This window comes from Pseudonocardia sp. WMMC193 (assembly GCF_021728735.1).
GTDB classification, from domain to species: domain Bacteria; phylum Actinomycetota; class Actinomycetes; order Mycobacteriales; family Pseudonocardiaceae; genus Pseudonocardia; species Pseudonocardia oroxyli.
Genome location: NZ_JAKKDO010000003.1, coordinates 1796260 through 1810751 on the forward strand (window position 1 = coordinate 1796260; position 14492 = coordinate 1810751).

General features: G+C 74.1%; 13 protein-coding genes. 1 reads left to right on the forward strand and 12 read right to left on the reverse strand.

The genetic code is table 11. From position 1 onward, the window contains the following. Nucleotides 1-79: 79 nt before the first annotated feature. The 4 genes from fmt to metK all read right to left on the reverse strand — a co-directional run bounded on the left by fmt (nt 80) and on the right by metK (nt 5000). Nucleotides 80-1012, reverse strand: a complete 933-nt coding sequence (gene fmt / locus L3X23_RS10045) for a methionyl-tRNA formyltransferase (RefSeq protein ID WP_237191961.1) — start codon at nt 1010-1012, stop codon at nt 80-82. After that, nucleotides 1009-1551, reverse strand: a complete 543-nt coding sequence (def, locus tag L3X23_RS10050) for a peptide deformylase (RefSeq protein WP_093077930.1) — start codon at nt 1549-1551, stop codon at nt 1009-1011. The genes fmt and def overlap by 4 nt, the downstream gene beginning before the upstream one ends. Before the next feature lie 37 nt (nt 1552-1588). Then, on the reverse strand, nt 1589-3679 hold the full coding sequence (locus L3X23_RS10055; protein ID WP_374204830.1) for a primosomal protein N': 2091 nt from the start codon (nt 3677-3679) through the stop codon (nt 1589-1591). A gap of 121 nt (nt 3680-3800) precedes the next feature. Next, nucleotides 3801-5000, reverse strand: coding sequence for a methionine adenosyltransferase (metK, locus tag L3X23_RS10060; protein WP_308116889.1), 1200 nt, complete (start codon nt 4998-5000; stop codon nt 3801-3803). 329 nt (nt 5001-5329) lie between these two features. On the opposite strand from metK, the gene L3X23_RS10065 reads away from it, so the two are divergent. Continuing rightward, complete coding sequence (locus L3X23_RS10065; protein ID WP_237191962.1) at nt 5330-5851, forward strand: SH3 domain-containing protein; 522 nt, start codon at nt 5330-5332, stop codon at nt 5849-5851. Between the two features lie 103 nt (nt 5852-5954). On the opposite strand, the gene coaBC is transcribed toward L3X23_RS10065, so the two are convergent. The 8 genes from coaBC to carA all read right to left on the reverse strand — a co-directional run bounded on the left by coaBC (nt 5955) and on the right by carA (nt 14491). After that, nucleotides 5955-7148 carry a bifunctional phosphopantothenoylcysteine decarboxylase/phosphopantothenate--cysteine ligase CoaBC gene (gene coaBC, locus L3X23_RS10070; RefSeq protein WP_237197986.1) on the reverse strand — a complete coding sequence of 398 codons (1194 nt, stop codon included), beginning with the start codon at nt 7146-7148 and terminating at the stop codon, nt 5955-5957. A gap of 20 nt (nt 7149-7168) precedes the next feature. Beyond that, a complete protein-coding gene (gene rpoZ / locus L3X23_RS10075; protein WP_093077942.1) occupies nt 7169-7441 on the reverse strand; it encodes a DNA-directed RNA polymerase subunit omega in 273 nt (90 codons plus the stop codon). Between the two features lie 2 nt (nt 7442-7443). Continuing rightward, a complete protein-coding gene (gene gmk / locus L3X23_RS10080) occupies nt 7444-8037 on the reverse strand; it encodes a guanylate kinase (RefSeq protein WP_237191963.1) in 594 nt (197 codons plus the stop codon). A 1-nt stretch (nt 8038) separates the two neighbouring features. Continuing rightward, a complete protein-coding gene (gene mihF, locus L3X23_RS10085) occupies nt 8039-8353 on the reverse strand; it encodes an integration host factor, actinobacterial type (RefSeq protein ID WP_093077948.1) in 315 nt (104 codons plus the stop codon). Nucleotides 8354-8617: 264 nt separating this feature from the next. Continuing rightward, nucleotides 8618-8995 (reverse strand): response regulator transcription factor, encoded by a 378-nt coding sequence (locus L3X23_RS10090; protein WP_237191964.1) that lies wholly within the window; start codon nt 8993-8995, stop codon nt 8618-8620. A 156-nt stretch (nt 8996-9151) separates the two neighbouring features. Beyond that, nucleotides 9152-9982 (reverse strand): orotidine-5'-phosphate decarboxylase, encoded by an 831-nt coding sequence (gene pyrF / locus L3X23_RS10095; protein ID WP_237191965.1) that lies wholly within the window; start codon nt 9980-9982, stop codon nt 9152-9154. Between the two features lie 64 nt (nt 9983-10046). Continuing rightward, entirely contained in the window at nt 10047-13349 is a 3303-nt protein-coding gene (gene carB / locus L3X23_RS10100) for a carbamoyl-phosphate synthase large subunit (protein WP_237191966.1), read from the reverse strand. Next, on the reverse strand, nt 13349-14491 hold the full coding sequence (gene carA, locus L3X23_RS10105) for a glutamine-hydrolyzing carbamoyl-phosphate synthase small subunit (RefSeq protein ID WP_374204984.1): 1143 nt from the start codon (nt 14489-14491) through the stop codon (nt 13349-13351). Before carA ends, carB begins: the two co-directional genes overlap by 1 nt. Between the last annotated feature and the right edge of the window lies 1 nt (nt 14492).

A 14492-nucleotide genomic window follows, 5' to 3' on the forward strand; every position in this document is an offset into this window, starting at 1 on the left:
GATCACGCCGACTGGAGCGAAACCCGCGCTGAGCGCGGATCCTGCTCCACTCCCGACGATCACTCGGGGCGACGTGGGCTCAGGTCAGGCTGTCGGACTCCGTGATCCGCACCCCGCGCGCCCAGTCCGGGGCGGGCATCGCGCGCTTGCCCGTGGGGCGGACCTCGCCCAGGGCGACCGGGACCGTGGTGGTCCCGACCAGCACCCGCTTCTTCTCGACGTGCAGCTCGCCCGGCTTCAGCTCGATCTCGCCCGTGCGCACCGGGACGACCGGGCCGAGGCCCAGCCGGGTCTCGCGGAAGGTGCACCACGCCCCCGGCTCCGGGGTGACCGAGCGGATCAGCCGGTCGACCGCGAGCGCCGGGGTCGCGAAGTCCACCCGGGCGTCCGCCACCAGGACCTTGGGCGCGTGGGTGACGCCGTCCGCGGGTTGCGGCACGGCCCGCAGGGTGCCGTCCTCGAGCCCGTCCATCGTCGCGGCCAGCAGCGTCGCCCCCGAGCGGGCGAGCCTGCCGAGCAGGTCACCGGTGGTGTCCCGGGGGCCGATCGGCTCGGTGACCACCCCGTAGGTCGGGCCGGTGTCGAGGCCCTCCTCCAGCAGGAAGGTGGTGGCGCCGGTGACCTCGTCGCCGTGCTTGATCGCCGCCTGCACCGGCGCGGCGCCCCGCCACGCGGGCAGCAGCGAGAAGTGCAGGTTGACCCAGCCGAGCCGGGGCACGTCCAGCGCCGCGCGCGGGACCAGCGCCCCGTACGCGACCACCGGCACGCAGTCCGGCGCGAGTGCGCGCAGCTGCTCCAGGAACTCCGGGTCGCGGGGCTTCGCGGGCGTGAACACCGGGATCCCCGCGGCGTCCGCCAGCGCGCCGATCGGTGAGCGGACCAGCGTGCGGCCGCGGCCCGCGGGGGCGTCCGGCCTGGTCAGCACCCCGACGACCTCGTGGCGCGGCGAGTCCAGCAGCGCCTGGAGGGCGGGGACGGCGGGATCGGGGGTGCCGGCGAACAGCAGCCTCATCGGGCCTTGCCGAACATCGGGTGCGGGCTGACCTTCACGGTCTGCCCGGCGAACCACTCGGCCTCGCGGATCTCCGCCATCGCCTGCCTGCGCGTGGCCGGGTCCAGCCGGGCGATGAACAGCACGCCGTCGAGGTGGTCGGTCTCGTGCTGGATCGCGCGCGCCAGCTTCGCCGTGCCCTCGACGGTCACGGGCTCACCGTGCACGTCCCACCCGGTCGCGACGACGTTCGCCATCCGCTTGCAGTCCCACTGCAGGCCCGGGATGGACAGGCAGCCCTCCGGCCCGAGCTGCTCCTCGGCGTCCGACGCCGTCCACGTCGGGTTGATCAGGTGGCCCTCGATCCCGTCGACGGCGAACGTGAACACCCGCAGACCCACGCCGATCTGCGGCGCGGCGAGGCCGGCGCCGCCTTCGTCGTGCATCGTGTCGGTGAGGTCGGCGACGAGCTTGCGCAGCTCGGCGTCGAACGTCGTGACGGGTGCGGCCACCTCCCGCAGCACCGGGTCACCGAACAGGCGGACGGGTTGGACGGACACGGATCTCCCCTCGGTCGAACACCCCCGATTCTGCCACCTACTCGATCTCGGCCGGGTCCAGCCGCACCCGCACCGGGTCCGGCGCCTTCCGTCCGCTGCGCAGGGCCTGCACCGCGTGCAGGTGCCGGGCCAGCTCGCGCCCGTGCGCGCGCGGCACCCGCAGCAACGCCCGCTCGTGGCCCTCCGCGGAGTCCTCGACCTCCACCGGCCCGAGCACCTCGATCCGCGGCTCGGCCGCCAGCACCAGGTCGACGACCTCCGCCACCGCGCCCGGCACACCCTCGACCGAGGCCATCCGGACGGCGGGCGGGAACCCCACCTCGGCTCGCGACGCCAGCTCCTCGGCGGCGAACCCGGCCGGGTCCCAGCGCACCAGCGCCTGCACCACCGGGATGCCCGAGTCCGCGACGATCACCACCCGACCGCCCTCCGCATGTGGTCTGACCAGCGCCGACGCGGCCAGCCACCGGCGCAGCGCCTCCTCCATCACCCGCAGGTCGGCGCGCGAGAGCATGGCCCAGCCGTCGAGCAGCAGGGCGGCGCCGTAGCCGCCCTCGACCCACGGCTCGGCCCCCGGCGTGGCGACGACGATCTCCGGCTTCGCCTTCACCGAGGCGAGGATCGGGGCGCCGCCGCCCGAGGTCCGCACCGCCACCTGCGGAAACGCCCGCCCCAGCTCCTCGGCGGTCCGTCGCGACCCCACGACCCCCGCGCGCAACCGACGGCCGCCGCACCCGCCGCAGCGGAAGTTCACGTCCGCCCGCCCGCACCACCGGCAGGTCGGGGGCGCGGCGTCCGCCCCGCCGCGCGGCACCCCCAGCGGCCCGGCGCAGTGCCGACAGCGCGCCGGTTCGCGGCACTGGGCACAGGACAGCCACGGCAGGTACCCGGCCCGCGGCACCTGCACGAGGACGGGGTGCCCGGCGCCGAGGGCCTGCCGCGCCGCCTCGAACGCGACGGCAGGCACGCGGGCGGCGCGGGCGTCCGGGTCCCGGGCGAGCTGGGTGTCGGTCTCCCCGATCGCCGTGACGCGGGGCGCGGCCGCCCGCACCGCCGACCGGTCCGCGACGATCGCCGCGGCCCAGTTCGACTCGACGAGCAGCTGCGCCTCGGCCGTGCGGGAGTGGGCGCCGATCAGCAACGCGGCCCCCGCGGCGTGGGCCCGGGCGATGAGCACGTCCCTGACCTGGGGGTACGGTGCGCGCGGCTCGGCGTGGGAGTCGTCCCCGTCGTCCCACACGGCGAGCAGCCCCACCCGCTCCACGGGCGCGAACGCCGCCGAGCGGGTGCCGACCACCACCCGGACCTCCCCGCGCCGCACCGCGAGCCACCGCCGGTACCGCTCGGCGGGCCCCAGCTCCGCGGTGAGCGCGATCACCGCGTCCGCCCCCAGCAGCGCGACGACCGCGGCGTGGGCCGTCTCGACGTCACGCTGGTCGGGCACCACGAGGATCGCCCCGCGGTCCGCCGCGAGCGCCGCCGCGGCCGCCTCGGCGAACCGCTCCGCCCAGGACTCCCCCGGCAGCGCCTGCCACACCGCGTGCGCGTGCCTGCCCGCGGCGAGCGCCTCCAGGAACGCGGGTCCGCGCGGGTAGCGGGCCCACCCGGCCGGATCCGGCCGGGCGACGACGGCGGCCTCCCGCTCCCGGGGCTCCTCCGCCTCGACCCGGGCGTGGCGCGGCGGCACCGCCATGCGCACCACGTCCGCGAACACCCCGGCGTAGCGGTCCGCCACGGCCCGGCACAGGGCCGCGACCTCGGGGGTGAGCACCGGCTCGGGCGAGACGACCTTGTCGATCCACGCCAGCCGCCCGGTGTGCTCGGACTCCTCGACCCGCTCCAGCAGGTAGCCGTCCACCAGCCTGCCCGCGAACCGCACCCGCACCCGCACCCCGGGCCGCGCCGCGTCGTCGAGATGGGTGGGGACCCGGTAGTCGAAGGGACGGTCGAGGTGCGGGAGCGCCACGTCCACCGCGACCCGGGCGACCGGCGCCGCGTCCGCCGCCTGCCAGTCCCCCCGGGTCGACGTGGCCCGACGGGGTGGCCTGCCTGTCCGCGGTCGGGGCGGGCCGGGCACGACGGTGGGCACGGGGACGTCCAGTCCCGTCTGCGCCTCGTCCGTACTCACAGACCCGTCCTACCCGATCGCTCCGACACTCCCGCCGCCGGCGGTCCGATCCGTCCACAGCCCCGGAACGCACGAACGGCACCCCGGCCCGGCGACGGGCGGGGGTGCCGTTCGGGCGGGCTCAGCTCGCGGCGGACTTGAGCGCCTCGGCGCGGGAGGTGTCCTCCCACGGCAGGGCGAGGTCGCTGCGGCCGAAGTGGCCGTACGCCGCCGTGGGCGCGTAGATCGGGCGGAGCAGGTCCAGGTCCCGCACGATGGCGGCCGGGCGCAGGTCGAAGACCTCGGTGATGGCCGCCTCGATCTTCGCCGGGTCCACGTGCGCCGTGCCGAAGGTCTCCACGAACAGCCCGACCGGGGCGGCCTTGCCGATGGCGTAGGCGACCTGCACCTCGATGCGCTCGGCGAGCCCCGCGGCGACGACGTTCTTCGCCACCCAGCGCATCGCGTACGCGGCCGAGCGGTCCACCTTCGAGGGGTCCTTGCCGGAGAACGCACCGCCGCCGTGGCGGGCGAAGCCGCCGTAGGTGTCGACGATGATCTTGCGGCCGGTGAGCCCGGCGTCCCCCATCGGGCCGCCGATCACGAACCGGCCGGTGGGGTTCACCAGCAGCCGGACGTTGCTCGTGTCCAGGCCCAGGTTCGCGATCTCGGGCTGGACGATCTTCTCCAGCACATCGGGCGCGAGCATCCCGTCGAGGTCGACGTCCGCGGCGTGCTGGGTGGACAGGACCACCGTGTCGAGGCGGACGGCCTTGTCGCCGTCGTACTCGATGGTGACCTGGGTCTTGCCGTCCGGTCGCAGGTAGGGCAGCTCGCCGCTCTTGCGGACGGCGGTCAGCCGCCGGGCGAGCCGGTGCGCCAGCGCGATCGGCAGCGGCATCAGCTCGTCGGTGTCGGTGTTCGCGTAGCCGAACATCAGCCCCTGGTCACCGGCGCCCTGGCGGGCGATCTCGTCCTCGCTGGACTCGACCCGGCTCTCGTAGGCGGTGTCGACGCCCTGGGCGATGTCCGGGGACTGCGCCCCGATGGCGACGTTCACGCCGCAGGAGTTGCCGTCGAAGCCCTTCGACGACGAGTCGTAGCCGATCTCGAGGATCGTGTCCCGGACGAGCCCGGGGATGTCCGCGTAGGCCGCGGTGGTGACCTCACCGGCCACGTGCACCTGGCCGGTGGTCACGAGCGTCTCGACGGCGACCCGGCTCTTCGGGTCCTCCTTCAGCAGCGCGTCCAGGATGGTGTCGCTGATCGCGTCACACATCTTGTCCGGGTGACCCTCGGTCACCGACTCGCTGGTGAACAACCGGCGCCCCACGTTCGCCACGCCCCACTCCGATCGGTCCGGCACCCCTGTCCGCGGCTGCGAGGTGGGGGGCGCTCCAGTGCAGTTCCGTCACCGCGAGCGTAGTGGACCGCACCGACGTTCGGCCTCGCGCCCGGCCCCGGCCACCGCCGCGCCCGCCGGGGCCGGCCCGCCGTTCACGCTGCGTCAGAATCGCTCACCCTGAGCACTCGATCGGGTGGACCACGTCCGGGGTCCCGAATCGGTCACGGTCCGCGTCGTTGGGCCTGCTGACATCGCGAACCGCCGCCGCGACGGGCATCGACCCCGGATCCTCGCGAGGCGACACGACCCCTTGGAGTGTGCTCCCCATGAAGGCAAGCCTGCAGCGTCCCGGCCGCATCGCCGCGGCGGTGGGCGGCGCGGTCGCCGTCGGTGCCGCCGGACTGATGGCCGTCCTCGCCGGGACGGCGTCCGCAGCGACCCCCGGTGTCTGCACCGACAACGTCAACGTCCGCGCGGAGCCGGAGGCGGGCGCGAAGATCGTCGCCGTCTGCGACCGCGGCACGAAGGTCGAGATCGGCGCGGAGAAGAACGGGTTCGTCGAGCTCGTCAACCTCGGCGGCTGGTCGGTCAAGGACTACGTGAAGGCGGACGCGGCACCCGCGGCCGACCCGAACAAGCCCGCCGACGCCGGCCTCACCGCCCCGCAGAACCGCGCCCCGGCCACCACCCCGGCCCCGGGTGCGGCCACGGCGCCTGCGCCGGCGGCGGGCGAGGACCCCGAGGACGCCGACGCCCCGGCCGCCCCGGCGGCGAAGCCCGCCGACGCGCCCGCCGAGGAGCCGGCTCCGGCCCGCTCGGGCGGCCTCGGCGGCCTGTTCGGCGGCTGACGGACACACGAGACACACGACGACGGGCGGTCCCGGACACCGGGGCCGCCCGTCCTCGTCCGTGAGTGGCGATGGTCGCCAGAGCGACCATCGCCACTCACGATCAGGTCAGGCGGGTCGCGACCGCATCCCAGATGCGGGCGGCCAGCAGGGCCTTCGAGCCGTGCGGGACCTCGGTCTCCGAGCCGTCGGCGCCCAGCAGCCAGCCCTGGTTGTCCGCGTTCTCGAAGGCGCCGCCCTCGCCCACCCAGTTGACCAGCAGCAGGTCGGAGCCCTTGCGGGCGAGCTTGCGGCGGCCGTACTCGAGGAACTCGGTGGTCTCGTCGCCCGTCTCGGCCGCGAAACCGACGACGACCTGCCCCGGCTCCCGCGCCGCCACCAGCTCGACGAGGATGTCCGGGTTCACGGCCAGCCGCAGCGGCGGCGGCTCCGAGCCGTCCTTCTTGATCTTGTGGCCTGCCAGGTCCGCCGGCCGGAAGTCGGCGACGGCGGCCGCCATCACGACCGCGTCCGCCCCCTTCGCCGCCTCGTGCATGGCCTCGCGCAGCTCCAGCGCGGTGCCGATCCGCACGAGCTCGACCGCGGCGGGGGCGGCGAGGTCCGTCGGCCCCGCCACCAACGTGACGTGCGCCCCGCGCTGCGCGGCGACCTTGGCCAGCGCGTACCCCTGCTTGCCCGACGACCGGTTCCCCAGGAAGCGGACCGGGTCCAGGGGCTCGCGGGTCCCGCCCGCGGACACGACGACCCGGCGTCCGACCAGGTCCCGGGGCAGCGCGTCCGGCCGCTCGAGCAGCAGCCGGGCGAACTCGGCGATCTCGGCGGGGTCCGGCAGCCTGCCGGGCCCGGTGTCCTTGCCGGTCAGCCGCCCCGACGCGGGCTCGAGCACGACGTTCCCGCGGTCGCGCAACGTGGCGACGTTCGCGCGGGTGGCGGGGTGCTCCCACATCTCGGTGTGCATCGCCGGCGCGAAGAGCACCGGGCAGCGGGCGACGAGCAGCGACCCCGTGAGCAGGTCGTCCGCCCGGCCCGCGGCCGCGCGGGCCAGCAGGTCCGCGGTGGCCGGCGCGACGACGACGAGGTCGGCCTCCTGGCCGAGCCGCACGTGCTGCACCGACGGCACGTCGCTGAACACGCCCGTGTGCACGGGTTGGCCGGACAGCGCCTCGAACGTGGCGGCGCCGACGAAGTTCAACGCGGACTCGGTGGGGACGACCCGCACCGAGTGACCGGTCTCGGTCAACCGCCGGAGCAGCTCCGCGCTCTTGTAGGCGGCGATCCCGCCCGCGACCCCCAACAGAACGCGAGGGGCCACCCGGACTACTCGCCCTCGGTGTGCTCGAGCAGGCCGCTCTGGATCTCCCGCATGGCGATCGACAGCGGCTTCTCGCGCGGACCCGGCTCGACGAGCGGGCCGACGTACTCGAGCAGACCCTCGCCCAGCTGGGAGTAGTAGTCGTTGATCTGCCGGGCGCGCTTGGCGGAGTAGATCACGAGCGCGTACTTCGACGAGACCTTGTCCAGCAGGTCGTCGATCGGCGGGTTGGTGATGCCCTCGGGAAGCGCTCCGGCCACGGGGCCGGTCAGCGGCATGCTCACTCGGTAACTCCAGACGCTGTGTTCAGGGGTGCGACCAGCAACTCTACCAACCGGTCGACGACGGCCTGCACGTCGTCGTTCACCACGACCACGTCGAACTCGTCCCGGGCCGCCATCTCCTCGACGGCGGTGCGGAGCCTGCGCTCCCGGACCTCGGGCGACTCGGTCCCGCGGTCGGTCAGCCGCCGGGCCAGCTCCTCGAACGAGGGCGGCTCCACGAAGACCGTCACCGAGTCCGGGATCTTCTCCTTGACGGCCCGCGCGCCGGCGAGGTCGACCTCCACCAGCACCGGGTGCCCCGCGGCCAGCTCGCGCCGGACCGGCTCGGCCGGCGTGCCGGAGCGCTGCAGCCCGCCGTGCACCTCGGCCCACTCCAGGAGCTCCCCGGCCGCGACGAGCCGGTCGAACTCCTCGCGGGAGACGAAGTGGTAGTGCACCCCCTCGACCTCCCCGGGGCGCTTGGCCCGGGTGGTCGCCGACACCGAGAAGTGCAGGTCGGGGAGCTCCCTGCGGAGCCGGTCGACGATGCTGCTCTTACCGACCCCGGAGGGGCCTGCGAGCACCATCAACCGGCCCCGGCGGGTGTCCATCTCAGGAGGGGAACTCGGTGAGCAGCGCCTTGCGCTGCCGCTCGCCCAGCCCGCGCAGCCGGCGGCTCGGCGCGATCTCCAGGCGCTCCATGATCTGGGCGGCACGGACCTTGCCGACGCTGGGCATCGCCTCGAGCAGCGCCGACACCTTCATCTTGCCGAGCACCTCGTCGGTGTCCGACTGCTTCAGCACCTCGGCGAGGGTGATCCCCCCGCGCTTGAGGCGGTCCTTCAGCTCAGCCCGGGCCCGGCGGGCGGCCGCGGCCTTCTCCAAGGCGGCGGCACGCTGTTCGTCGGTCAGCTGGGGAAGGGCCACGGTCTCCTCCGTCTTTCGTCGTGCGCGAGGGCGGTCACCCGGTGGCCGGGCGACGCGGTCCCCGGAGGATTGATCCGGGGTCGGAAGCGAACGTACCCAGACATCCGTCGGCGACGCCATCGGGGGTGCCACCTGTGGGTTTGATCCCACAGGGCGGCCCGTCCACACCCGTCCGGGTGATATCACGAGCACCCGCTCACAAGCCAGACCGACCCGCCCGCTCCGCGCCGACAGGAGCCGTTCGGGACGTGGCGTGCGTCACCCTCAGCCGGCCTGCTCGACCGGGCGCAGCGCGCGCAGCCGGGCGGGCGTGAGGTCCTCCTTGTTGATGTACGCCACGGCGCCGCACGAGGCGGCGTCCGACGGGAGGTCGTCCAGCGCGTACGTCGACAGCAGCACGACGACCACGGCCGGGTCCGCGGCCAGGATCCGCCGGGTCGCCTCGATGCCGCTGATGCCGGGCAGGTTGATGTCCATCAGCACGACGGCCGGGTGCACCCGTTCGGCCTCCGCGCACGCCTGCTCGCCGCTCTCGGCCTCCGCCGCGACCCGCCATCCCCCGACCATCCCGACCACGGTGCGCGCCACCGTCCGGAACGGGCGCTGGTCGTCCACGATCAGGACGTCCACGTGCTCGCCCACTCCCCGTACCTCCCCCGCTCGCGCCCTGTTCCTCAAGGCCCGACCAGACTGCTCGCCCGGGCCGGCCCGACACCAGGGTGCCACCACCCCCTCCGAACGGGTGAACGGCGGTGTGATCAGGATCGCGGGCCTGCGGGTGGGCCCACCCCGCCGCGCTCAGCGCAGGACGGTGAGCGCCTGGGCGAGGGCGTCCCGCTGGCTCTCCGCGGCCGCACGCAGCGCGGGGACGGTGGGGCCCGCCTTGAGGATCGAGCGGCTCGCGGCGGGCAGGAGCACCCCGTTCAGGCCGCCGAAGCGCTCCGCGAGGTCCGCGGGGGTCGCGCCCTGGGCACCGAGGCCGGGGGCCAGCACGGCGCCGTTGAGGCCGCCGAGGTCGAGGCCGTGGTCGTGCGTGGCACCGACGACGACACCCACCCCGCCCAGTGGCGCGGCGTCGGCGTTGCGGGCCGCCGCACCGTCGACCATGGACTGGGCCACGGTCCCGCCGTCCACGGGAGCGAGCTGGACCGACCCGCCCTCCGGGTTGGAGGTGCGGGCCAGCACGAACACCCCGCGCCCCGCCTCCTCGGCGGCCCGGAAGGCCGGGTCGAGGGAGCCGAAGCCCAGGTAGGGCGACACCGTGATCGAGTCCGCCGCCATGGCCGCACCGACGCCGAGGTAGGCGTCGGCGTAGCCGTCCATGGTGGACCCGATGTCCCCGCGCTTGACGTCGAGCACCGTCAGCGTGCCGGTGCCCGCGAGTCCGGCCAGGACGTCCTCCAGGACCGCGATCCCCCGCGACCCGTGCCGCTCGAAGAACGCCGACTGCGGTTTGACCGCGGCGACCTGCCCGGCCAGCGCCGAGACGGCGGCGTCGCAGAACGCGGCGAGCCCGGAGGCGTCGTCCACCAACCCCCACTCGGCCAGCAGTGCCGGATGGGGGTCGATCCCCGCGCACAGCGGCCCGAACCGCGCCACGGCGGCAGTGAGCCGCTCCCCGAAGCTCACCCGGCCACCCCCACCGCAGTGTGGAGCCACACTGCGCGCCCAGCGGCCAGAAGCCGACGGGCGGTCACGGGCGGGCCTTGCGCAGGGCCGCGTGGGCGTCCTGGAGCGACCGGACGCCGATGTCACCGCGCTGGTTCGCCTCGATGCCCTGCACCGCCGCGCTGGCCCCCTGGACCGTCGTGATGCAGGGGACGCCGCGGCTCACCGCCGCCGCGCGGATCTCGTAGCCGTCCACGCGGGGGCCCGAGTTGCCGTAGGGCGTGTTGACGATCAGCACGATCTCCCCGGCGAGGATCTGGTCGACGATCGTCTCGCCCTGGTCCCGCTCGGAGTGCTTGCGCACCACCGTCGCGGTGATCCCGTGCCGGCGCAGCACCTCGGCGGTGCCCTCGGTGGCCAGCACCTCGAAGCCGAGGTCGGCGAGCCTGCGCACCGGGAACACCATGGCGCGCTTGTCCCGGTCCGCCATCGACACGAAGACCTTGCCGGACGAGGGCAGCGCCCCGTACGCCCCGGCCTGGGACTTGGCGAACGCCGGCCCGAAGGACGCGTCGATGCCCATGACCTCGCCCGTGGACTTCATCTCCGGGCCGAGCAGCGGGTCGACGCCCTGGCCCGACGGCGTGCGGAAGCGGTTGAACGGCAGCACCGCCTCCTTGACCGCGACCGGCGCGTCGGCGGGCAGGTCCGTGCCGTCGCCGACGCCGGGCAGCATGCCCTCGGCCCGCAGGTCCGCGATGGTGGCGCCGAGCATGATCCGGGCCGCCGCCTTGGCCAGCGACACCGCCGTGGCCTTGGAGACGAACGGCACCGTCCGGGACGCCCGGGGGTTGGCCTCGAGCACGTACAGCGTCTCGCCGTGCAGCGCGTACTGGACGTTGAGCAGCCCGCGCACGCCGACGCCGTGGGCGATCGCCTCGGTCGAGGTCCGGACGGCGTCGAGCACGCTGCGGCCCAACGTGATCGGCGGCAGGGTGCAGGAGGAGTCGCCGGAGTGCACCCCGGCCTCCTCGATGTGCTCCATCACGCCGCCGATGAAGACCTCGTCCCCGTCGCACAGGGCGTCGACGTCGATCTCGACGGCGTCGTCGAGGAACTTGTCGACCAGCACCGGCCGGTCGGGCGAGATCGTCGTGGCGCGGGCGATGTAGCCGGCGAGGGTGGCGTCGTCGTAGACGATCTCCATGCCCCGCCCGCCCAGCACGTAGGACGGCCGCACGAGGACCGGGTAGCCGATCCGCGCGGCGATCTCCCGGGCCTGGTCGAAGGAGGTCGCGGTGCCGAAGGCGGGCGCCGGGAGCCCGGCGCGCCGCAGCACCTCGCCGAAGGCCCCGCGGTCCTCGGCGAGGTCGATGGCCGCCGCCGTGGTGCCGACGACCGGGACGCCCGCCTCGGTGAGCCGGGCCGCCAGGCCGAGCGGGGTCTGCCCGCCGAGCTGCACGATCACGCCGACGACGTTCCCGGACTGCTGCTCGGCGTGCACGACCTCGAGGACGTCTTCGAAGGTCAGCGGCTCGAAGTACAGCCGGTCCGCGGTGTCGTAGTCGGTGGAGACGGTCTCCGGGTTGCAGTTGACCATGACGGTCTCGAACCCGGCCGCCCGTAGCGCCTGCACGGCGTGCACGCAGGAGTAGTCGAACTCGATGCCCTGCCCGATCCGGTTCGGCCCGGAGCCGAGGATCAGGACCTTGTCCTTCTCCCGCTGCGGGGCGATCTCGGACTCGGCCTCGGGGTCGGTCTCGTAGGCGCTGTAGTGGTACGGCGTCTTCGCGGCGAACTCGGCGGCGCAGGTGTCGACCGTCTTGTAGACGGGCCGGATCCCGAGCCGGTGCCGCAGCGAGCGCACGCCGTCCTCGCCCGCGAACTCGGGGCGGATCGCGGCGAGCTGGCGGTCCGAGAGCCCGGCCCGCTTGGCGCGGCGCAGCAGGTCCGCGTCGAGCACCGGGGCGTCCTCGATGAGCGCCCGCAGGGACACGAGCAGCGCGATCTGGTCCAGGAACCACGGGTCGATGCCCGAGATCTCCGCGACCTCCTCGACGGAGCGCCCGGCCCGCAGCGCCCGCTCGACGGTGTAGATCCGGCCGTCCGTGGGCGTGCGGATCTCCTCGTCGGTGGGCGGCTCCGCCGGGTCCGGCGTGGTCCAGAAGCCGACCGCGGTCGTCTCCATGGACCGCAGCGCCTTGCCGAAGGCCTCCTGGAAGGACCGGCCCAGCGCCATGGCCTCGCCGACCGACTTCATGGTCGTGGTCAGCTCGGTGTCCGCGCCGGGGAACTTCTCGAACGCGAACCGCGGGATCTTGACGACGACGTAGTCGAGCGTGGGCTCGAAGGCCGCGGGCGTCTCCCCGGTGATGTCGTTGGTGATCTCGTCGAGGGTGTACCCGACGGCCAGCTTGGCGGCGATCTTGGCGATCGGGAAGCCGGTGGCCTTCGACGCCAGCGCCGAGGACCGCGACACGCGCGGGTTCATCTCGATGACGACCAGGCGCCCGGTCTCCGGGTGCACCGCGAACTGGATGTTGCAGCCGCCGGTGTCCACGCCGACCTCGCGCAGCACGGCGATGCCGACGTCTCGCATGTGCTGGTACTCGCGGTCGGTCAGCGTCATGGCGGGCGCGACGGTGATCGAGTCGCCGGTGTGCACGCCCATGGGGTCGAGGTTCTCGATGGAGCAGACCACCACCACGTTGTCGTGGTGGTCTCGCATCAGCTCGAGCTCGTACTCCTTCCAGCCGAGCACCGACTCCTCGATGAGCACCTCGGTGACCGGGGAGGCGGCGAGCCCGCCGCCCGCGAGCCGGTCGAGGCCCTCCGGGGTGTGGGCCAGGCCGGAACCCAGGCCGCCCATGGTGAACGACGGCCGGATGACGACCGGGAGCCCCAGCTCGGCGACCGCGGCGTGCACCTCGTCCATGGAGTGGCAGACGGCCGAGCGCGGCACGTCCCCGCCGATGCGCTGCACCAGCTCCTTGAACTTCAGCCGGTCCTCGCCGCGCTCGATGGCGTCGACGTCCGCGCCGATCAGCTCCACTCCGTAGCGCTCCAGCACGCCGTTCTCGTGCAGCGCGATCGCGGTGTTCAGCGCGGTCTGCCCGCCCAGGGTGGCCAGGATGGCGTCCGGCCGCTCGGCGGCGATGACCTTCTCGACGAACTCCGGGGTGATCGGCTCGACGTAGGTGGCGTCCGCGAACTCGGGGTCGGTCATGATCGTCGCCGGGTTCGAGTTGACCAGCGAGACGCGGATCCCCTCGGCCCGCAGCACCCGGCAGGCCTGGGTGCCGGAGTAGTCGAACTCACAGGCCTGGCCGATGACGATCGGGCCGGACCCGATCACCATGACGTGCCGGATGTCCTCACGGCGCGGCATCAGACGTTCTCCCTCAGGTGGTGGCGGCCCGACGAGCGGTGCTCGTCCATGAGCGCGCAGAAGCGGTCGAACAGGTCCGCGGCGTCGTGCGGACCGGCGGCGGCCTCGGGGTGGTACTGCACCGAGAAGGCCGGGAAGTCCAGTCCCGCAAGGCCTTCGACGCAGCCGTCGTTCGGGCAGGTGTGGGTGATGACCCCCGTGCCGTACGGGGTGTCGAACCGCTCCCCCGCGCTGCCCTCGACGGCGAAGCCGTGGTTCTGCGAGGTGATCGCGACCCGCCCGGTGGCGTGCTCGACGACGGGGATGTTGATCCCGCGGTGCCCGTACCGGAGCTTGTAGGTGCCCCGGCCCAGCGCGCGGCCCAGGATCTGGTTGCCGAAGCAGATGCCGAACAGCGGGATCCGCCGCTCCAGGACCTGCTTGGTCAGCGCGACGGGCCCGTCCGCGGTGGCCGGGTCGCCCGGGCCGTTCGACAGGAAGAAGCCGTCCGGCTCCAGCGCCAGGATCTGCTCGATCGTGGTGTCGGCGGGCAGCACGTGGGTCTCGATGCCGCGCAGGGCCATCATCCGCGGGGTGTTGAACTTGATCCCGACGTCGAGGGCCGCGACGGTGAACACCTTGTCCCCCTGGGCCTCCACGACGTAGGGCTCCCGGACGGTCACGGCACCGTAGAGGTCCGCGCCCTCCATCCCGGGCGACTGGCGGACCCGCTCGACCAGCAGCTCGTCCGAGGCCAGGGACACTCCGGAGAACACCCCCGCCCGCATGGCGCCGCGCTCGCGCAGGTGCCGCACGACCGCGCGGGTGTCGATGCCCGCGATCCCGACGATCCCCTGCGTGCGCAGCGCGTCGTCGAGCGAGCCGGTGGACCGCCAGTTCGACGCCCGCGGGCTGGGGTCGCGCACCGCGTACCCGGCGACCTGGATGCCGGTGGACTCGTCGTCCTCGCCGTTCCAGCCGGTGTTGCCGATCTGCGGCGCGGTCTGCACCACGATCTGCCGGTGGTAGGACGGGTCCGTCAGGGTCTCCTGGTAGCCCGTCATGCCGGTGGTGAACACGGCCTCGCCGAGGGTCTCGCCGACGGCCCCGAAGGGCTCGCCGCGGAAGACGCGTCCGTCCTCGAGGACCAGGACCGCCGTCATG

Coding starts and splice junctions, on each gene's coding strand:
- fmt (WP_237191961.1), bottom strand. CDS start 1,012: ATGAGGCTGCTGTTCGCCGGCACCCCCGATCCCGCCGTCCCCGCCCTC.
- L3X23_RS10065 (WP_237191962.1), top strand. CDS start 5,330: ATGAAGGCAAGCCTGCAGCGTCCCGGCCGCATCGCCGCGGCGGTGGGC.
- rpoZ (WP_093077942.1), bottom strand. CDS start 7,441: ATGCCGCTGACCGGCCCCGTGGCCGGAGCGCTTCCCGAGGGCATCACC.
- gmk (WP_237191963.1), bottom strand. CDS start 8,037: ATGGACACCCGCCGGGGCCGGTTGATGGTGCTCGCAGGCCCCTCCGGG.
- carB (WP_237191966.1), bottom strand. CDS start 13,349: ATGCCGCGCCGTGAGGACATCCGGCACGTCATGGTGATCGGGTCCGGC.
- carA (WP_374204984.1), bottom strand. CDS start 14,491: ATGACGGCGGTCCTGGTCCTCGAGGACGGACGCGTCTTCCGCGGCGAG.